General features: G+C 65.7%; 14 protein-coding genes. 11 read left to right on the top strand and 3 right to left on the bottom strand.

The window, feature by feature from the left end:
- The first annotated feature begins 203 nt into the window (after positions 1–203).
- The 4 genes from ACIA8G_RS21470 to ACIA8G_RS21455 all read left to right on the top strand — a co-directional run bounded on the left by ACIA8G_RS21470 (position 204) and on the right by ACIA8G_RS21455 (position 4,598).
- Complete coding sequence (locus ACIA8G_RS21470; protein WP_396420379.1) at positions 204–1,184, top strand: hypothetical protein; 981 nt, start codon at positions 204–206, stop codon at positions 1,182–1,184.
- Positions 1,177–2,847 (top strand): polyprenyl synthetase family protein, encoded by a 1,671-nt coding sequence (locus ACIA8G_RS21465; RefSeq protein ID WP_396420378.1) that lies wholly within the window; start codon positions 1,177–1,179, stop codon positions 2,845–2,847. Before ACIA8G_RS21470 ends, ACIA8G_RS21465 begins: the two co-directional genes overlap by 8 nt.
- A gap of 39 nt (positions 2,848–2,886) precedes the next feature.
- A complete protein-coding gene (locus tag ACIA8G_RS21460) occupies positions 2,887–3,423 on the top strand; it encodes a hypothetical protein (protein ID WP_396420377.1) in 537 nt (178 codons plus the stop codon).
- Positions 3,424–4,190: 767 nt separating this feature from the next.
- Positions 4,191–4,598 carry a hypothetical protein gene (locus ACIA8G_RS21455; protein ID WP_396420376.1) on the top strand — a complete coding sequence of 136 codons (408 nt, stop codon included), beginning with the start codon at positions 4,191–4,193 and terminating at the stop codon, positions 4,596–4,598.
- Between the two features lie 348 nt (positions 4,599–4,946).
- On the opposite strand, the gene ACIA8G_RS21450 is transcribed toward ACIA8G_RS21455, so the two are convergent.
- Entirely contained in the window at positions 4,947–7,997 is a 3,051-nt protein-coding gene (locus ACIA8G_RS21450) for an AfsR/SARP family transcriptional regulator (RefSeq protein ID WP_396420375.1), read from the bottom strand.
- Between the two features lie 130 nt (positions 7,998–8,127).
- On the opposite strand from ACIA8G_RS21450, the gene ACIA8G_RS21445 reads away from it, so the two are divergent.
- The 7 genes from ACIA8G_RS21445 to ACIA8G_RS21415 all read left to right on the top strand — a co-directional run bounded on the left by ACIA8G_RS21445 (position 8,128) and on the right by ACIA8G_RS21415 (position 18,348).
- On the top strand, positions 8,128–8,304 hold the full coding sequence (locus tag ACIA8G_RS21445; RefSeq protein ID WP_396420374.1) for a hypothetical protein: 177 nt from the start codon (positions 8,128–8,130) through the stop codon (positions 8,302–8,304).
- A gap of 4 nt (positions 8,305–8,308) precedes the next feature.
- Positions 8,309–8,860, top strand: a complete 552-nt coding sequence (locus tag ACIA8G_RS21440) for a hypothetical protein (protein WP_396420373.1) — start codon at positions 8,309–8,311, stop codon at positions 8,858–8,860.
- Positions 8,857–9,762: an HTTM domain-containing protein gene (locus ACIA8G_RS21435; protein WP_396420372.1), complete on the top strand. Its 906-nt coding sequence runs from the start codon at positions 8,857–8,859 to the stop codon at positions 9,760–9,762. The genes ACIA8G_RS21440 and ACIA8G_RS21435 overlap by 4 nt, the downstream gene beginning before the upstream one ends.
- A complete protein-coding gene (locus tag ACIA8G_RS21430) occupies positions 9,759–10,775 on the top strand; it encodes a GNAT family N-acetyltransferase (protein ID WP_396420371.1) in 1,017 nt (338 codons plus the stop codon). Before ACIA8G_RS21435 ends, ACIA8G_RS21430 begins: the two co-directional genes overlap by 4 nt.
- 713 nt (positions 10,776–11,488) lie before the next feature.
- Complete coding sequence (locus ACIA8G_RS21425) at positions 11,489–17,698, top strand: PA14 domain-containing protein (RefSeq protein ID WP_396420370.1); 6,210 nt, start codon at positions 11,489–11,491, stop codon at positions 17,696–17,698.
- Positions 17,699–17,702: 4 nt separating this feature from the next.
- A complete protein-coding gene (locus ACIA8G_RS21420; RefSeq protein WP_396420369.1) occupies positions 17,703–18,074 on the top strand; it encodes a hypothetical protein in 372 nt (123 codons plus the stop codon).
- A gap of 106 nt (positions 18,075–18,180) precedes the next feature.
- Positions 18,181–18,348, top strand: a complete 168-nt coding sequence (locus ACIA8G_RS21415) for a hypothetical protein (RefSeq protein ID WP_396420368.1) — start codon at positions 18,181–18,183, stop codon at positions 18,346–18,348.
- 315 nt (positions 18,349–18,663) lie between these two features.
- Here ACIA8G_RS21415 and ACIA8G_RS21410 read toward each other — a convergent pair whose 3' ends face one another.
- Together ACIA8G_RS21410 and ACIA8G_RS21405 are read right to left on the bottom strand one after the other, a co-directional pair.
- Positions 18,664–19,458 (bottom strand): SGNH/GDSL hydrolase family protein, encoded by a 795-nt coding sequence (locus tag ACIA8G_RS21410; protein ID WP_396420367.1) that lies wholly within the window; start codon positions 19,456–19,458, stop codon positions 18,664–18,666.
- A gap of 497 nt (positions 19,459–19,955) precedes the next feature.
- Positions 19,956–20,360, bottom strand: a complete 405-nt coding sequence (locus ACIA8G_RS21405) for a DUF6326 family protein (RefSeq protein ID WP_396420366.1) — start codon at positions 20,358–20,360, stop codon at positions 19,956–19,958.
- Between the last annotated feature and the right edge of the window lie 245 nt (positions 20,361–20,605).

Genomic DNA, 20,605 nt, shown 5'->3' with positions numbered 1-20,605 from the left:
GCAGGCAACAGGGCTCTAGCACGGTGTGATCCAGGTCATAATACTGAACGCGACCAAACGACCACAGGGGCAAGAAGACCCGTCAATGCGCCTGGGAAGGGGGAGGTAGCCACGTGCCCGCAAACCTTCCCTCACCGTGGGGTTCGGCCGGCCAAGCCGGTCTTGGTCCGATCGGACCATTTCCGCTCCGCCCACTGGCAGACGTGCTGGAGCGCCGCTGGCTGCACTACGCGTTTCTCAGCGTCGACGGAAGACTGGGACTGGTAGCGAACCTGGCATGGCTGGGCTCACCACAGGACGGTTCGGAGGGCACGCAGCGCTCAACGTCGATCCTGCTGATCCACCGAGATGGATCAGGCTGGGAAGCAGGCCAGTTCAACACCAGCACTCGCACGCCACCGTGGTCGGCGTTCACTCGTCCCCATCCGCACGGCCAAGACGGCTCCTTCAGCCTTGCGGCTGTCAGCGAAGCGGTCGCAGCTCGGCTTCTTCTGCGCCGCACCGGTCATCCCTGCACCAGCCAGTGCGCACAGTTCGCCGACGGACACTTCCTGCGCTGGCAATCCGAACCCGGCGTGCTCGCGAGCGGATCCTGGCGATTCCGTGACGAGACCTTCGATGAGGTTGCCGCCGTCGGCTATCACGAGCGGGTCAGAGGGCGATGGGGATGGCCCGAACTGGGTGGCTGGGTGTTCGGGTTCGCCAATCAACCGGTGCGCACCGCGGCCGAACAGACCCGAGGTCCCGGCCATGCTGTGGTGTTTACGCTGATCCAACCGCCGGAGCCTGCCAACGCGGCCACTGCCTCCGTAATGCTCTGGCGCAGCGGTCGGTTGCTGCGCCATTTCCCTCGCCGTCGAGTCTCCGTTGCCGTACAAGGAGAACTGGACGAACGGCATATCCGCATGGTGCCCGAGTTGGCCCGGCTACTCGGTACCCCGCCGATGGTGACCATTCCACGGCGACTGGTGATCACCGCAGCCGCCGGAGACGACAGGCTTCGTCTCGACTTTCGTTGCGAGAGCGCGGCCAGAGTGGTTATCCCGGCCGAAACCGCGAACACGCCATTCAGCGTGCACGAAGTGATCGGGGCCGTCGCCGTCGAGGGCGTGGTCAGCGGTCGCTCGGTGGCGTTCCGCACCAGAGGGATCGTGGAGTTCGCGGGCGGTTCATCCGATGACTGAGGCCAGTTCTACGGTGATCGACTCTGCCGCGCTGCTGTTAGTGGCGACGGTGGAGGCGCTGTCCGAACGCGCGCCTGCGATTGTTGCCCAGGCTGCGAGTCAACTCGCCGGGATCATCTTGGGTTTGCACTTCGGCGACGGCAGCGCGGCAAGCCTTACCAGTCACCACAGCCGGCTGCGGTCAACCCCCTTGGCACCTGAGCGGCCAAACGTGGAGGCGTATTTCGACGACCGCTCGATGAACCTGCTGTTCGACTTGCAACGACAACCCATCGATCAAGTGTGGGAGGGCAGCCTCGACGTACGGGGAGAACGAGCAGATGTTCTCGCTACCATTCGAACCTTCCAGATGTTGTCCCAGCGGGCGTCCGGGCTCCGCGTGGTGCAGACGTTGTGGCGGGCATATCGGGATCGGACACCGCATCGGTGGGGCCAGATACCACCTGCTGACACACCTCCGCGCCCGGTGCGAGCATCGGGTTGGTCGGCGCTGGAGTACCTCGATCGTCGCCTGCCCGAGGATCTTGACGACCTCGACGAAGGTGCTCTGGCTCGCGGCACGGTGCGTGACCGTGCACGGAGTCTGTGGGATGGCTACCGATCCGCACCTTGGTCGTTGCCGCCCGCGCATCGTGACGCAGACTTGTCGGCCACCCTTGAGGGGTGTCGGGCGAGAGTAGGCGAGGAGCTTCAACGGATCATCCCGGCGGACAGAGAGCCGCGCGCCGCGCTCTACGATCTTATGCAGCTCTATCCCCAACGTGCGGGCAAAGGTTTGCGGCCGACGCTGACCATTGCCTCGTGCGCGGCCTTCTCTGGCTCGACCGAGGATGCCGTGCGCACTGCCGCAGCGCTGGAACTGTTCCACAACGGATTTCTGGTCCACGACGACATCTCCGATGGCTCGACTCATCGAAGGGGTCAGCCGACCTTGCATGAGAGCCACGGTGTGGGACTTGCGGTAAACGTCGGCGACGCAATGAACTTACTTGCCGTAGACGCCGTCCTGTCCAACCTGCCTGTCCTCGGCCTCGCCCGGACCCTTGGGCTGATCCACGAGGTGCTGCACATGTGTCGAGAAACTGTGGAAGGACAAGCAATCGAGCTCGCCTGGATCCGTAACAATCTGGTTCCTCCAGGTGACGACGACTACTACATGATGAGCACGAAGAAGACCGGCTGGTACACCTGCATCAGTCCCTGCCGGCTCGGGGCTGTCTGTGCTGGGGTGACTGACCCAGCAGTGCTCGCTAGCTTCGACGAAGCTTTTCGGCTCATCGGCATCGCGTTCCAGATTCAGGATGATGTGCTCAACCTGATAGGGGAAGAGGCCCTCTACGGCAAGGAGCCGCTCGGTGACCTGCTAGAGGGCAAGCGCACAGTGATGCTGATACACCTCGCCCGCACCTGTGGCGAAGCGACCCGACAGTGGATCCACGAACTGTTGGCCACATCACGGGCCAACCGGACTTTCGGCGACGCTCAGGATCTGCTCAGAGCGATGGATAGGCACGGCTCCGTGGATTACGCGATCGAAGTAGCAGATCGCCTTGCGCACCAAGGGGTCCAGCACTTCGAGGAGGATCTGGCCTTTCTGCCAGAGACGGAAGCGAAGGGAGTGCTGCGGCAGATCGCTAACTACGTTACGAGCAGACCGCTTTGAGGCGAGGCTAGATTCTCGGAACCGCTTGGGGAGGGTGCAGTGTCGACCACAGCCGACGATGGAAGCGCTCAAACATTTCCCGCACCGCCCACCGACGATCTGTCGTTACTTGTCAGCCTCGGCCGTGGACAGCAGTGGCTTCGCATGGTTCTGTGCACTCTCGCACGTCGAGGCGGCTATCTCAGAGAGACGGATCCGTTGCGCGCCAGGCACATGCTGGACGAGCTCTCTCGATCGCCGCTCTATCGAGGAGGACAGTTCCTCTTCGATTTACTGGAGCTGGAGGACTTCATGTTGGACGGCGACGTGCCTCCATCGGCGGCGACAGTGCTTGATGACGGCGCCCTCCGACAGCTTGGGGTCGCATTGCGGAGGCTGCGGGCAGCTGTCGACGGGACCGCCAGCGGGATTGCCGACCAGGTTCTAGACGGCGAGCCGAGCGTTGATCACGAGCGAAGGGAGGACCTCGCGGCGCTCGACCTCGCCTGTGCACATCGCCCGATAGCTGCGGACCTCTACCTCTACGCTGATGTCGCCATCGGAGTCGTCGCCAGCCTGAACCCTCCAACTAGATGAGTTCACGGACCATGCAGGGCACCGAGTGGTCGGGAGTCGAGGCGATCTGCCGGAGCCCAGACGCCGATCCAGGCCGTTGATCGTGTCTTAGTTGCGCGCCGACACCTGGTTCCTGTCCAATGTGGAGCATGGTTGGAGAGCTGGCTGCGATGGGCAGCTGGCTTGGCAGATAATGGAGTTTATGTCGCACACACTTGCGTGTGCGCGGCTTGTCTCACACTGTACTAAGTGGAGCAAAACTGGAGCGCGACGTAGAGTGGAACGTCACGCAACGGTACTCAACGGCGCTGAACGGCAGTCAACGGCACTGGTTGACCACGGGTTTCTCTGTTTCTGCTGGTCAGAGGCGCGACCCGCCCAAACTGGCAGTGTGAGGGTCAGGGGTTCGAGTCCCCTCAGCTCCACGCAATTGACGGCGAGTGCTCGCGGAGAGCGCTCGCCGTTTTGCGTTCCGCTGGTGTTTTCTGGGGGCCGAGCCCCCAGACCCCACGCCGGGGGCAAGCCCCCGGACCCCCGTAGGTTGCTCATTGGGCCGTAGGTTGCTCATTGGGGCGGGGTTCTCATGCTGTGGTGTCAGGTCCATCAAAGAACTACATGTACGAAACTCCAAGATGAGGCGTAGACCGGTGTCGGTCTACGCCTCATCTGTATTTGTGATGCGATGAGTCTGGCCGCTGGTTGACCGCCTGACGGTGTGGAGACCCCGTATCGGGGCGGACACGCGTAAATGTGACGCGGTTCGATGCTGGTCGGCATAGGTTCGTGCGGTGGACGTCTCCATCGAACTGCCGCAGGGATCCTGGTGGGACTGGGACGTGGTCTCTTGCAACGCCGGTGAGCTGCGTTTGGGCGCCGGGCTCGACCTGGCGTATCACCACGGCCTGGAGTTGGTCTTCCAAGATCCGGTGCTCGTTCAGTGCCCGACTGCTTTCCAGGACCCCGTCTTCCGTGTGCCGCGGCCGGACGAGGTTCTGGCGGTGACCAGGCAGTTCGGCGAGGAGCCGCAGCTTCTTGTCGTCTTCGAGGCCGATGCCGGCGGGGCCGAACCGGTGACGTCCTTGATCGCGGCCGGGAGTGTGGAAGTAGTTCAGGGAACAGTTTTTCGGTATTGGCGCGGCGACCTGGAGCCGGGCCAGCGCCTCGCGCCGTGGGTTCGTCCTCCAGATCAGCAGTAGCTGGCGCATCGCACCGCGCTTACCGTTCGGATGGGGACTTCCTGCCCCTGAGCTGCAACAACAGAGTTCTCATGCGATGTCGTCGGGTCCACAATTTCATACAGCATACGAATCGCCCGCTGACCTGCTCAAACAGGTTATGCGGGCGATCTTCGTTTCTGTCCATTGTGGACGACTACGTCGCCGTACTAGACCGCGGTGGCGACTCATTGACGTGGCAGTCCTACGGATTCGTGGCGTCGGGGACCGCCCCGGCCGAGAACGTCAGCTCCTGAGACAGGCACGCGCTGGCCAGGTGCGCTCGTCATCGGACGAGGGTGTCCCCGATGACCCGGTCATCGGGGACAGCTACTCGCAGCGGAAGCACGTGGCGGACTCGTCCTCGATGGAGGCGAGGTGTTGCTGTGCGTGCGTGGCGTCGTGCATGTCGCGGGGGTAGCGGTCCAGGGCGTCGCGCCAGCGGGCTGTCGCCTCGGCGATGTCCCCACGACGCCTGGCGGCGTGGGCGAGACCTTCCAGCGCGCGCGCCTCGAACCTCGCGAACGAGAAGTGCGTGGAGCGCTCCAATGCCTGTGCGTAGACCTTTTCGGCGTGGTTCACGTCCTCGGCGGCTAGGGCGGCTTCTGCCAGGGAGCTGAGCGCTTCGCACTCCACCCTGTGCATCCGCAGCTGGCGCGCCAGGGTGAGGGCGGAGCGGCCGTGCTCTACCGAGGTGGTCGGGTTGCCCAGTGCGCGGTGCACATTGCACAGGGCCACATGTGCCAGAGCGATGCCGGGCTGGTAGTCGATCGCCTCGCAGCCGGACAACACTTCGTCCAACGTGCGCGCGGCTTCCTCGTGTCTTCTTTGCGCGTGCTGAACCATGCCGATGTTGCACATGGTCACGAGGCGGCCGACGACGTGTTTCGGCGGCATCAGCTCGAGGGAGCGGTTCAGGTGCTCGAGCGACTCGTCGAACCTGCCCAGTTCGCGGAACACCACCGCGAGGTTGTTCGTGATCGTCGAGTGGTTCGGGTGCTTGTCGTCCTGAGCGATGAGTGCCTGGGCCGCGCGGAAGTGCTCTTCCGCCGCCACGTAGTCGTCCTGGTCCAGGTACATGAGTCCCAGGTGGATGAGCAGTGCGGACTCGCGCTGGTAGTCGCCGGCCCTTCGCGCCAGCTCCAGGGCGGTGCCGATGTGGAGGATCGACTCCTCCTTGTGGCCGCGCTCGCGGCACACCGCCGCGAGCCCGGACCAGCAGAGCGACTCGCCGAACGAGTCGCCGTCCCTGTTCGCCGCCTCGGCTGCGGCGGCGTACAGCTCGTAGGACTGGCCGCCGTAGTTGTTCAGCGTCAGGTACGGCTCCATTGCGCACACGAGCCGCCATGCGTGGCCGTGCCAGCCGTTGTCCGCGGCGAACCGAGCGGCGGCGGTGAGGTTCGGGAACTCCAGGCCCAGCACGGCTGTCGCGTCCGTCGACGAGGTGGCGGGACGCACCTCCTGGGGTGGCAAGTTGTCGCTGAACCTTCTCTGGGACGAGGCGGTCGAGAGCGCGCGGCACCACTCCTCGGTAGCGGCCAGGTAGTAGTCGAGCAGGCGGTGTGACGCGGCTCGTCGCTCCTGCGCGGAGTCCGTCTCGTTGACCAGCTGGATGGCGCAATCCCGCACCAGGTCGTGGAAGTGGTACTGGCCAGGTGAGTTCTGCTTCAGCAGGTTGAAGTCGAAGAGTTCGTCCAGGCAGGACTCCGCCTGCTCGACCGTGATGCCGGCCAGTGCGGCGGTGGACCAAGCGTCGTACTCGGTGCCGGGGTGCAGGCTCAGCAGGCGGAAGACCTTGCTCTGCAACGCGGGCAGGTAACGGTGCGAGAGCTTCAGCACCGCCATCACGTTGCGGTCCTCGATCTGCAGGAAGCGGGCTCGGTGCGCATGGCCGCGGATGCGGCCGACCAGGTCCGCGACGGTCCAGCTGCTGCGGTCGCGCAACCGGGCCGCGGCGATGCGGATCGCGAGCGGCAGGTAGCCGCACAGCCGCACGGCCTCGGCGACGGCTTCCGGTTCCTGGTTCGCCCGGCGCTCACCGATCACGCCGGCGAACATGCTCGCCGCTTCGTCGGGAGGAAGCACGTCGAGCGACACGGGCACGGTGCCGTCCAGAGCAGTGAGTCTTCGCCTGCTCGTGACGACGACGAGCACGCCCGCGCTGCCAGGCAACAGCGGACGGACCTGCGCCGCGTCGACGACGTTGTCGATCAGCACGAGGCTCCGAGTGCCGGCGAGCTGGGAGCGCCAGAGCGCGCCGCGGGCCTGCGCTCCCGACGGGATCAGCTCGGGCGGTACCCCGCTGTCGCGCAGCAGTTGTTCGAGCGCCTGCTCGGCTGAGAGGGGCTCGACACCCGCGCTGAACCCGTGCAGATCGACGAAGTACTGGCCGTCCGGATATTGCTCCGCGACCTGGTGGGCGAAGTGCACGGCGAGGGTTGTCTTGCCGACGCCGCCCATTCCGTCGATGGCCGAGATCACGAGCGTGGTCGGTTCGGTGCGGAGGACCTTTTCGGCCAGCTCGTTGAGCTCCGCTGACCGTCCGGAGAAGTCGTTGGTGTCGTGGGGGAGGTAAAACCGGGACAACCGCCGGTCGGGTGGACTCGACTTCGGCTTGGGCGTCTCCGGCCGGGCGACCGTGACCGTGCCTTTGAGGATTCCCAGCTGCAGGTCACGCAGCTCCGTGCCGGGATCGAGACCGAGTTCGTTGACGAGCGCGTTCCTGCCCTCCTCGTAGACTGCGAGCGCGTCCGCCGACCTGCCGCTCAAGTGCAGCGCTCGCATGAGAGTCGCGCGCAACGACTCCCGCAGCGGGTGCTGCCGGACGAGTGGGGTGAGTTCAGCGATGATCGCTCCGTACTCCTGCTCGCGCATTCGGTAGGCGGCGAGTAGTTCCAGGGCGGTGAGCCTGCTCTCGTTCAGTTTCGCCGCGGCGGTCTCGATGGCCAGGCCGTCCAGACCGCTCAGTGCTTCCCCACGCCACGCCGACAACGCAGAGCTGAGCAGCTTGATCGCCTCTGGCAGGTCGCCCAGGGCCTCTGCCTCGCGCGCGGCGCGGCTTCCTTCGTGGAAGTGGTGGAGGTCGGTCAGCTCCTCGGCGATGTCCAGCCGGTAGCCGGTGTCGGTCCTGGTGACTCGGGCGTCGCACGCGAGATCGGCCAGCGTGCGGCGCAGACCGCCGACCGAGTTGTGGATCTGCTGGCGCACCGAGCTGGGTGGGTGGTGCCAGAGTGCGTCGATGAGCTGGTCGGCTGGGACGGCCCGGTTCGCGTTGAGAAGAAGGATCGCGAGGAGCTTGCGCTGGCGCGCTCCGCCGAGCCTGACCGGCTGGCCTGACTGCAGAACCTCGAATGGCCCGAGCAGGCAAAACTCCACGTTCACCTGGTCAGCATACTTACCGCGGTAGCACTGAGTAGGCTCTTGGTAGCGCTTGAGTAGTCACGGGCGCTGAACTAGTTTCTGGCTGTCGCGTTGGACAGCGTGGAAGAAGCGTTCTTCTGGGGGGCATTAAATGAAGAAGAAGACGATCGTCGGCCTGGTGCTGGTGGCAGCGGCCTTCGGTTCGGTGTGGGCTGTGGGCGCCGCCTCCGCGGGGGAGTCTCGGAGCAAGGCGCCGGAGGTCCAGAACACGGTCCTCGTGGGCCCGCGTCCTGACAGCGTTGGCTCCGGGCCGATCCCCATCGGCTGACCTGTTGAACGGATCGAACCGTTCTTCCGACGACGACTCGGTCGAAGTCGCCGACACTGTCCGAGGTCTCGGCCTCACGGCACTGGTGCTGGCGGCGGGGTTCGTCCTGGGATGGCTCGCCCAGCTCGGTGTTCCCGGGCTGGGCGGCTTTTCCGTGGTGTGGCCGCAAAACTGGAGGTTCTTCACCGGACTGGAGCGCGACTCCGTCGTGGCCTACCGCGTAACGGAGCCGGGTCACGTTCTCCAGCCGCTGGAGGACGTCGAGTACCGCGGCCTGGGGAATGGCGTTGAGGTTCGCTCCGCCGAGGCGTGGCAGTTCGCGCGTCGCGTGCCCGACGCACGGTGGCAGGTCTGTTCGAGGGAGAACACGCTGGCCTGTGGCCTGGATCTCGTCGCGGACGACGTCCACCGGCTGAGGAACGAGTCCGCGGGCGACCTCCTTTGCGGGCGCCTAGCGCTGGCCGTCGAACGCACCGACCTACCGCCGGCCGGTCGGCTACCGGCCCTGGCCATGCGCGTGCACCGCATCGCATTGGTGGACATCGATTGCGGATGACGATGACGTTGTCAGGAGACGTTCCCGCGAGGCTCGGGCGGGTCGCCGCGCGGACGGAGCCGCGCGGGCCGGGGCTGGCTGCCGGCCGTTTCCTGCTCGCGCTCGCCCAACTTTCCACCTTGGTGTTCAGCCCGGACGCCGTGCTGTTCTCCCCTGTGCTGAGCCCGCCGGACGGCGTGCGTTGCGACGGGATGCGGTCGCTTTCACTGTGGTGCCTGACCGGCGGGTCCAGCCACGGGATGACCATCAGCCGAATCGTGACGATCGGCGTGCTGCTGGCCGTGATGTCGGGGTACCGGCCCAGGCTCCTCTGTGTTCCGCACTGGTACGTCGCGTTCAGTTCGGTCGTCGCGGTCCCTGTGCCGAACGGCGGGGAACGGGCCCTCATGCTCGCCTCCATGCTGCTGATCCCGATGTGCCTCGGGGATGACCGGCGGTGGCAGTGGACGCGTCCTCGTACACCGCTGCCTCCCGTCTGGAGGGGAGCGGCATTCGCCGCCCGGTACGCGCTCCGGCTGCAGCTCACCGTCATCTACCTCGGCGCGGTGGTCTCCAAGCTCTCGGACCCCCTGTGGCGTCAGGGAAGTGCGATGTTCGTGATCGTGAATCACCCCCAAGCGGGCTTCTCGGCACCCGTGCGGGACCTCCTGGAGCCCGTCCTGCGCACGTACTGGGTGGTCGCCGCCGTGAGCTGGTCGGTCATCGGAGCCCAGCTGGTGCTCGCAGTGCTGCTGTGGAACGGCGCGCGTGCACGATGGTGGGCGTTCGCGCTCGGTTCGGGCTTTCACGTCGGGATCATGTTCCTGATGAGCTTGGCCGTCTTTGGTTTGGCGATGATCGGCGTGCTGGCAATCGTGTGCGTGCCACCACGTCGTGTCGGGGAGAGTGTGGATCGGAAATGACCAGGAAGTTCGAACTCCAGCCGTTCGAGGCTGATCAAACTGCACCGGCGGACCTGAGGGCGCTCTACGAGCTGTCGGTGGCCGCTCTGCGTCTGGATCGCCCGGATCCGGTGGTGCTCGATTACGACGACTGGGTCGCCAGTCTGCGGCAGCTCGCCCCGAGTCTGGGGCCTCGGAGGTACTGGATCGCCCGTTGTGACGGCGAGCTGGTGGCCAAGGCCGTCGTCTACTTCCCGCCTGACGAGAACGAGAATCTAGCGCTGACGGAGATCACCGTGGCACCGCGGCGGCGGCGTGAGGGTGTGGGGACCGCGGTGCTCAAGGCGTTGCTGCCGGAACTCGAAGCGCGTGGCAGGAAGCTCGTGGAGGGTTGGGAACTGTCCAACGGCGGACCGGGGGCGCAGTGGGCGGTCGCGGTGGGGATGCGCATCTCCAAGTCGACGATCGCGCAGACGCTGGACATCCGCGATGTCGACCCGGCGCTCTGGGACGTGCCTGCCCCTGACGGTTTCAGGGTGGCGGAGTGGCTGGGAGCCGCACCTGATGAGCTGGTGGCTTCGTACGCTCGCGCGCTGTACGTGATGCGCGATGCGCCTGCCGGCGACTCCGAGTACAGGCTTGCGGAGTGGACGGCCGAGCGCGTGCGCGAGGCCGAGGCTCGCCATCGTGAGCGGAACGTCGTGCAACGGGTGGTGGTCGCGGTGTCCGAGGCGACAGGTGAGGTGGTCGCACTGACGCAGATGGACCTCTACACCGCCTATCCCGAGTGGGCTGTCCAGCAGGACACCGCCGTGATACCCGCGTATCGCGGCAAGGGGCTTGGGCGGTGGGTCAAGTCGCACATGTTGCGGGCACTGCTCGCCGAACGGCCCTCGATCGGGCGGATCTACACCAACGTGAACGCTGACAACGAACACATGAAAAGGGTGAACGGGCAGATCGGCTTCACGACCAGCCGCTCGACGGTAGGGGTCAGCGGGGAGATCGCCGAACTGCGCCGGCTGCTGGGCTGAGTCTCACACTGATCGTGCTGGAGCGGAACTGGAGCAGGGCAGGCAGTTGAACGTCGTCGAACGGCACTCAACGGCGCTGAACGGCAGCTACTTGCGCTGGTGTAGTCCTTTGTGGATCAAGCTGGCAGTGTGAGGGTCAGGGGTCCGAGGCGTCGGGCTTGGGCGATTCCGGCGGGCGCCCGGTCCTAAACGGACGAACGGCCGGGATTACTCCATTCGGACCCTATGGAGTGTGGTCGGCGTTAGTTAGCGTTCCAGCGAGTACGCCGGGTAACAATGTGATCACCAAGGGATGATCACTCGGCGATGGGCCTGGGGGGTCGTGCTGATGTCGCGTGCCACGGAACCGCTTCACAGATCGACAGTCACGATCGTCTCTCGCACTGCACCACCAGCAGTTGCGTGCTGCGCTGCTGGGGACCGGCGATTACTCGTGACCTGCTGACAGTCTCGTTCTCACTTTTGCCTGGGGTCTCCCGGCTTCTGCCGCTTCGGCACACCCTGCGCAGTCCGATCTCGACTGACGCGCGGTTGCCGGTAGCGGTTGTCATCCTCGGCGTTGCGCCGATGGATTCCGCTGTTCTTTTGTTCACGGGAGTGTGTGTATGAGCCTGCCCGAAGTCAGACGGACAAGACGGCCATGGAGACCAGGAGGTCGTTCCCCGGTTGCGGCTGTGCTGGTTGCGGCGTTGTCGGCGTCAGTAGTGGTGGCGGTGCCTGCGGTCGCGGTGGCTGCGCCGCCGGTGTATCACGATCCGCGTGAGTTGTCGTCGTGGGCGAACCCGCAGCAGGAGGGCCGCCAGCACGTCTCGCCGAAGGTGGCGGGTGATTTCCGGCCGTTGATGGGTGCGGATGCGGGCAAGGCGGCGTCGAAGTTCGATGCGAAGTCGTCGAAGGAGGTCGGCCGGGCGGAGAAGTCGGTCGACTACGTCAACTCTGATGGCACGCGTTCGACGGTGTTGTCGAAGGTGCCGGTCAGTGTGAAGGACGACAAGGGTGTCTGGCGGGCGGTGGACACGCGGCTGACTGAGGATCGCGGCTCGAAGCGGGCGAAGACGGGTCTGCACCAGTTGAAGCCGGAGTTCGCCGCGTCCGCGGAGGATCGCGGTCTGGTGACCATGGGGCCGATCAACCTGGGGGAGTCGGGCCAGCGGATGTCGGTCGCGCTCGAGGGTGCCCGTCGGGTTGCGCGGCAGACCAAGGATTCGAAGGCGTCCTATGTGGATGTGCTGCCGGACACGGACCTGGAGTACGAGGTCGAGCCTGGCGCCGTCAAGGAGTCCATCATCCTGAAGAAGGCGACGTCGAACAGCAGCTGGGTGTTCCGGATGGACACCGGCTCGTTGACTCCGTCGTTGAAGGACGACGGTGTGCTGATCAAGGACGCCAAGGGCAAGGTCGTGGCGTCGCTGCCGCCGATCGTGACCTGGGACTCTTCGGGCAGTGCGAAGGACAACAAGGCTCCTGCGCAGACCGGCGGTACTTACGCGCTGAAGCAGGACGGCAAGTCCTGGCTGCTGACCGTGTCGGTCGACCCGAAGTGGTTGAACGACAAGGCGCGCGTGTACCCGGTGATCGTGGACCCGACCTACACGTACGGGTTCAACAACGATGACGAGTCGAGGGCCTACAAGTCCGATGGCTATCAGTGCACCAACTGCGGTATCGCGGTAGGTAACTCGAAGTCCGGGCCTGGTGGCGGGGATTCGGTGTGGCGCACGGCTTTCCGGCATGACTTCACGCCGTTGTTCGGTAAGAACGTTGTCGGTGCGCGGTATGACTTCTGGCGCAACGCGCAGACCGGGTCGATGTTGTCGTGGAACTCGAACCTGCACCACGCGACCTCGCTGGACATCAACGGTGTCGGCCAGTTCCTGGCGGGCGGGCCGATCGGTGACCGGGGCTCGATCCAGTCCAAGGCGCTGACCGATTTCATCGCGGGCAAGGTCAACGCGCGGGACAACAGCACCTGGTTCATGCTCACGGGTTCTGAGACCAGTGACTGGTCCTACAAGAACATGCAGGTCAACCTGATCGTCGACCACGGCACCGCGCCGCCGGCAACCTCTTTGGTGAGCCCGGCGGACGGCAGCGTTCTCACCAACCTCACCCCGACGCTGTCGGTGAGCCCGGTGAGCAACCCCTCCGGCGACGGCACGCTGTACTGCTTCAAGGTCGCAACCGGTGCGGATGCACAGTCCGGCATCGTGGTCGATTCCGGCTGCATCACGAACAACACGTGGACCGTGCCTCCTGGTGTGCTCACCGACGGCACGAGCTACACGTGGACCGTGTTGACCGCGCTGACCGGTGGCGTGACCACGACCCGTCCGAACTGGACCGGTCACTTCAAGGTCGACCAGCGCATCGGTGACAATGGGCCGGCGCCGAAGGACACGGTGGGGCCGGTGTCGGTGAACCTGGCCAACGGCAACGTGCACATCGAGGACGGCGGTCCGACGTTCAACACCGTCGGTGGTTCGTCGGGGCTGACGTTCAGCTACAACTCGCAGGCGAGCGTGCCGTTCGGTCTTCGTGCCTCGTACTTCAACGACTCCACCCGCTCGGGGACGCCGGATGCGAATCCGGTGCTGGTGCGCAACGAGCCTCAGGTGAACTCTGACTGGGGTACCGAGTCGGTGTTCGCGCCGGCGTTGGCGCAGGACTGGTTCGTGGGCCGCTGGGAGGGTTTCTTCCAGGTTCCGGTGACCGGTACCTATCACTTCGGTGGTGTGCATGCGAATGGTGCGAAGGTCTGGGTCAACAACACGTTGGTCTACAACAACAAGAACGCCTCGGACGTCAACTTCGCGCTGACGAGCCAGAACGGCCCGGTCACCGAGATCGCGCTGACGGCGGGGCAGCGGGTGCCGATCAAGGCCGAGCTGTACCACTCCTCCGGTCCCGGCCGGATGAAGTTGTTCGTGCAGACCAACGAGGCCTCGAACAAGGCGGTTCCGCCGCAGATCGTCCCGGCCTCGTGGCTGTACAACCAGGACCTGCCCGCGCTGCCGTTCGGCTGGCAGCTCAACGCGAACCTGACCGGTGACGGTTCCACGTACACCAAGGCACAGGTGCAGGACCAGACCATCGTCTTCACCGACGGTTCCGGCACCAAGCACACCTGGACCAAGTCCGGCACCGGCGCCTACAAGCCGCCGGCGGGTGAGGAGGGCTTCCTCGGCCTCGACACCGGCGGCAAGATCACGCTGCACGATGGCGGGTCCGTCTACAACTTCAACGCCGACGGCACGCTCGCCTCAGAGTCGTCCGTTGTGGACAGTCGCAAGCCTGCGGCCAATACGATGAGCTGGACCGGGGCGCCGGCACGCCTGACGCAGATCACCGACCCGGTCTCGCAGCGGTCCCACAAGCTGTTCTACAACCGTCCAGGGGACGACTGCTACGCCGGCCGCACACCTCCGCCGAACGGGGACACGCTGCCGCCGTCGCAGATGTTGTGCCGCATCCAGTACTGGGACGGCTCGCAGACCTACCTGTGGTATCGGGGTGGGATGTTCTCCCGGATCGAGAACCCCGGCAACGACTTCACCGACTACGGGTTCAACGCCGACGGCACCGTCGTCGCGATCCGCGACTCCCGCGGCGTGGACTGGGCCGCGCAGGACCCGGCCATCCGCAACATCATCGAGACCTACACGGTCGTCAACTACGGCACGGTCGGCACCCGCAAGGGCGCGACCAGCGTGCAGACACCGGTGCCTGACGGTACGGCAGGTGGTGGGCGTCCCGCGCACGCCTACCGCTACGACCTGCCCAACCGGCAGACATTTGTGGACCTCTCGTATCACTACCCGGCGTCCGGCTACTCGACGAAGGTGACCTACGACGACGCAGACCGGCAGCTGACCTCCACCGACGCCACCGGCAAGACGACGGCGACGACGTGGAACAGCAAGGACCAGCAGCTCACCACCACCGACGCGGCTGGGCGGATGTCCTCGACGGTCTACGACCACAACGACCGGCCTACCGACCAGTGGGGACCGGCACCGGCGAGCTGCTTCACCGGCCAGCAGCCCACCGCGGCCTGTGCGGCCACGATGCCTCACACCCGCACCAACTACGACGAGGGCCTGCAAGGGTTGTCGGCGGCGATCTACGACAACGCGACGATGACGGGTTCGCCGAAGGTCCACCAGACCGGCTTGGGCACCGCTGACGGCACGGTGCGGTCGGACTGGACCGACACCACCTCGCCCGCGCCAGGCGTTCCCGCCGGTCGCTTCTCGATCCGGCTGACCGGCCAGATCACGTTCCCGAACGTGGGCAACTACAACCTGGAAACCCACGTCGACGACGGCGCCCGGTTGTGGATCGATGACGTCCTGGTCATCGACCACTGGTCCGACGGAGGCCCCAGACCGGCCAAGGGCGACTACAACAACACCGTCGCCGGCTCCATCCACCGCATCCGCATCGACTACTACAACGGTCAGGGCCCCGGCCAGCTGCACCTGAACTGGCGCCGCGCCCCCGACGGCGTCTACGAACCCATCCCCGGCACCTACCTGCGCCCCAACTACGGCCTGACCACCTCCACCGTCAAGGACGAGTCCGGCGGCGTACCGAACCAGGTCAGCTCGACCAGCTACACCGACAACGGTCTCGACGCCGCGTACAGCCTTTCAACCAGCGTCACAACCGCGGGCAGCACGACGCGGACCAGCTACGAGGCAGTGGGCACGGGATATCTGCGCACGACAGGCAAGACCATGCCCACCGGCGCGCAGACCACCGACGTCTACTACGGCGACACCCAGACGCGGGACGATCCGTGCACCACCACGGTCGAGTCCACCAATCAGGGCGGCCTGGCCAAGCTCACTCGGCTGCCTGCCCCGGCATCCGGCACGGCGCGCGAAGACGAACAGATCTTCGACGCCTCCGGCAGGGTCGTCGCGAACGGCACCAGCGGCGCCTGGACCTGCACCACGTACGACGGCCGCGATCGCGTGGTCTCGGTGAAGCACCCGTCGAACTCGTCGGCACCGGAACGCACGGTCACAACGAACTACGCGGTGAACGGCGATCCGCTGACGACGTCGGTGTCCGATGCGAACGGCACCGTCACCACGAAGGTGGACCTGCTCGGCCGGGTGGTGCAGTACACCGACGCCAACGGTGTGCGAACCGAACCCACGTACAACCTGGCCGGTCGCACCATCTCGGAAAAGGTGACCCCGCCGAGCGCGGCTGACGCGGCGCAGACCATCACCTACACCCATGATGACGCGGGCCGCGTTCTCACCATTTCCCTCGACACGACCGTGCTGGCCACGGTCACGTACGACGCGGCCGGTGAACTGGCGACGGTCACGTACGTCAACGGCAGTTCGTTGGCCTCCATCAGCAAGGACACCATGGGCCGAGTGGTGTCGCAGAGTTGGAGGACAAGCGACAACGTCCAGATAGACTCGACCGTGGGCCGCTCCCGCGCGGGCACGATCATCGACGAGACCCTGGGTGGCACGGATGCCCGGCCGTCCGCGCCGAACTACGTCTACGACGCGGCCGGCCACCTGACCGATGCGTGGGTCGCGGGACACCACTACACCTACGACTTCACGTCGACCGCGAACGCGGCATGCCCGGCCGGTACGCGGCCGAACGCGGGTCAGAACACCAACCGCGTGCGTCTGCTCGACGAAACCTCCTCGGGCACAACGGAAACGGGCTACTGCTACGACGCGGCGGATCGGCTGCTGGCCACCGTCGGGGCAACAGCGGTGACGAACGTGCAGTACGACAACGACGGCAATACGACGCAGTACACCGTCGCTGGTGCGACGACACATCTGTCGTGGGACGGTGCGAACCGCAACATCGCGGTGCGCACCACGGGAACCGACCCGGCCGACGTGTCCTATCTCCGCGACGCCACCGACCGGATCGTCCGCAGGACCGCTGCCCAGGGTGATGCCGCGACCGATGTGCGCTACGGCTACACCGGCGGCGGCGACACGGCCGATCTCGCCCTCGGCCCGGACAACCGGGTGCTGTCGCGCAGCATCGGCCTGCCCGGCGGCGTGCTGTACACGTGGAAGCCGCAGGCGGCGGACCGCACTCTGGATCACCCGACCATCCGTGGTGACTTCGGGCTGACGACCGGCGCGGACGGTAAGCAGGTAGGTGCGCTGCGGACGTTCACGCCGTTCGGCGAGCCGTTGAAGACAGACGGTGCGGTGGATCCGGACAACGTGCCGGACAACGTGCCGGGCCAGATGGACCACGGGTGGCTGGGCCAGCATCAACGCCTCTACGAGCACGCCGGAGCGTTGTCGCTGGTGCAGATGGGTGCCCGCCCGTACAGCCCGTTCCTTGGTCGCTTCCTGACTGTCGATCCGGTTGCCGGCGGCAGCGCCAACGACTACGACTACACGAACGGTGACCCGATCAACGAGACCGATGTCGACGGCAGGTGGACCTGGAAGGGCGTGTTCAAGACAGCGGCCACGGCTCTGAGTGTGGTCAGCAGCATTGCCGGGTCCATCCCACTCTGCGGCGTCTGCTCCGCAGTCGGTCTGATCACAGGTGTCGCCAGTGCCGGCTTCACCGCCGCGACCGGCGACTGGAAGGGCGCGGGCATGGCCCTTGTCGGCACCGCGGCAGGCGTGGCGTTCGGCGGTATCGGCCGTCTCGGCAAGTTCGCGGGCAAGCTGGGCAAGGTTTACAACAACGCCGCGAAACGCGTCGGCGGCATGGACGGTGCGGCGGCTCGGATCGCCGCGCAGGCTCGACCGAGAATGGTTCGTATCAACGGCTCGTGGAGGAAGAGGAACCCTGAGAGGACATGGGGTATCGGAGGTAGGGTGGTCGCCTACGCGGGCGGACAGGCAGCATCCTGGGGCTGGCCGGGTGGTGGGTACTCAACCACCCGGGGCGCGATGAAGGCATGGTGACACGTTGAGCGCGATAGCGATCGGGGCTGCCGTGGCGACGTGGGGTGCCTTGCTGGTCCGCTACTACCTCAAGGTGCCGAAAGGCCGAGTGCGGCTGGTGCTGCTACTCGCGGGCCTGACACCGTGGGTCGCCTTCACCGTGGCAGTGGTCAAGGGGTTCTCGGTACCGATGTCCGCCTGGATCATCGCTGTCGCGGCGGCGATTCCCTGGCTGGCCACCGGTTTCAAACCCGAACTGATGATCGATGCCAAATACATCTACGGCGAAGAGGCGACCGAAGAGCAGCAGGACGCGATCGACAAGTACCAGTTTCGTGCCATCGGTCTGATTGTTCTGATCGTCGTTGTCGGTGTCGTCGTCCGGCAGGTGACCTGAGTTGACCGGGATCCGTTCGGCGATCTGCACCTGACACCGCGGCCGGTGGGCCGGGCCATCGTTTCGACGAGGCCCGGCCCGCCGTGTGAACTCGCAGCGTGTCTCAGTGCTGATCGTCTACGGGGTCGGCGATGTGCTTGGTGCCGGACTTGGTGCTGGCTTCCTCGTCTTCGCGAGCACGGAGCCGGCCCGGCGCTGGCGGCATCAGGACGACGCCGCCAAGAGCGCGACCAACGGCTCCGAAACGAGTAGCAAGCGACTGATCGAGCGATGACCGGTCTCGTTGTGGCAGGTGCCTCGCTGAGACCCAGCATCCAGTGAAGTCCAATAGCGGCGCGGGTTGCCTGCCGCAGGTATGCCTGGAGAGATTGATGTGTTCCGGCGCCTCACGAAGGTCCGCCTTCGGTGTCGCCGGGTTGGCGAGGGCGACCAGGGACCGTCGCGACGTCAGGCGGCAGGCGGCCTCGTCGCGAACACGATCTCTCCCCGGCCCCATAGGGGATGATCACGTCGCACGTCCGTCCGGAGTGGATGAGGACGGGGAACGAGGTCGGCGCCTGCCGCCTGCCGCGTGTGCGCGAGCCCGGGGTCAGAGGGCCCCTTGTTGCAGTGCGGGCAGGAGGCCGTCGCGGTGGCCGGCGGCGTTCGGGTGGTAGGACTCGGTGATCGGCTGGCGTGTGCCGTGGATCCACGGCGCGGGACCGCAGACCCCGTGGAAATTGAACCTGTCGCGAGTGTCGACATAGGTGAAGCCGGCCGCGGCGGCGCGGTTGCGGATCACCGAGTCGAGGTGGTTGGCGCCGTCGTTGAGCGAGCGCTGCTTCGGTACCGACAGTTGACCGCCGCACGCCCTGAGGCCGAACAGGCGTGGGTAGCCGATCACCACGACCTTGGCCTTCGTGGCCTTCGACCTGATCTGTCGGTACGCCCTGTCGAGCTTGCCGCCGAGCTCGGTGTTCATCTTGCCGATGGCCGCGTTCACGGCCTCCTGGCACTTCCTGTCACCTGCGGGGCCGCTGGTGGTCAGAGTGCACGTTGTGAGCACGGAGGCGAAGCCGATGTCATTGCCGCCGACCTGGACGCTGACGAGGTCGATGCCCCCGTTCAGGTTGCCGGTCTGGCCTGCGATGCTGTCGGTGGTGGCGCCGGAACACGCGTTGAAGATGAGGTTGGCGTTCTTGACGAACCTGTACCACTCGGCGTAGGAGTCCTTGCTGCGCAGACAGTTCCCGCTGCCGCTGTGGTAGTTGCCGGCGCCGGTGCCGGAAGCGTACGAGTCGCCCAGTGCCGCGTAATCGATCGTGGCGGCCTGCACGGGGGCGGCGAGGCCGAGTGTGGCAGCGGCGGCCAGCGCGGCGGCGAGGAATCTGGTGCGCAAGATCATGCCTCCTGGTGGGTCAATGGTGGCCCGAGGCTATGAGCGGGCTGATGAAGGAACGACGAAGATCCCGTCTGCTTTCCGTTTGTCCGTCCACCGTCTCAGCTGGATGCCCGAAGGGGCGAATTCGTTGCCCTGACTCACCTTGCGGTTCGGCCGAAGACGATGTCGAGCAACGGCGCTGAACGATAGTCGACGGTGCTGGATTTACTGGGGCTATTGGGTTTTCGCAGGTAAGAGTCCTTTCTGGACCAAACTGGCAGTGTGAGGGTCAGGGGTCCGAGTCCCCTCGGCTCCACTCTTCGGAGAACCCCTCTGATCTTGCGGTTTATGCAGATCAGAGGGGTTCTGGGTGTGACCATCTCGCCGGCGGTGTGATGGGGAGACGGGGGGTCGTTGTGCGGCTTCATTTCTCGTCGTGGCGGTGCCAGTGACGCGGACGACGTTGCCGCGCTTGGGGTCGGTGTCGACGATGCGGAACGGGACGGGGACCGCTCTTGGGTTCACGCTTGCTGTTGGGCGCGAACGGTTCCACGGTCCGGGCTAGCCGCCACAGTCGCCGACCGTGCGGTGCGGGGCCAGGTCCAGGCATACCGCACGACAAGGCCCAGAAGGATCAGTTCCAGCACGATGCCAAGGCCGTAGAAGTACAGCCAGGACTCGCCCACCGCGTTGAACGCCGTGACGGGGACGTAGAGCGAGGCGACGGTGAGGTTGGTGATGCGGTTCGCCTGGGCGGGCAGCGTCATCGACAGCACGACCATGAGGATCGGGATGGCCACGAGGGTCAGCGCCGTGGTCGAAAAGGTCTGGGAGAGGCCGAACTCGAAGACCTTGCCCTTGAGGATGTCTTGGATGACGCCGGGCGTGAAGAAGTTGAGAATGTCCACATAGGCGTACAGGAACATGAAGCTCGTCCACGTTGCGGCGAGCTTGGCTCTCACCGGGATCCGCTGGTCTTCCAGTGGGGCGGTGGTGAGTTGACGTGTTCTCATCGTGGGCTCCGTTGTTGTGGTGAGGATCGGTAGGGCCACGATCGCTGAACCCGGCGGCGGGCGCCCCGGCCCGGAGGCTGGGGTTCGCCTGGCCGATGGCATGGGCTCTCTCCTGTTCTTTCGGCGGGTACGCCGAGGTACGCCGATCCCTAGGCTGG

Origin of the sequence: Lentzea sp. NPDC051213 (genome assembly GCF_044455585.1) — a bacterium.
In the GTDB taxonomy this organism is placed as follows: domain Bacteria; phylum Actinomycetota; class Actinomycetes; order Mycobacteriales; family Pseudonocardiaceae; genus Lentzea.
This window is presented reverse-complemented; position numbering and strand designations above follow the sequence as displayed.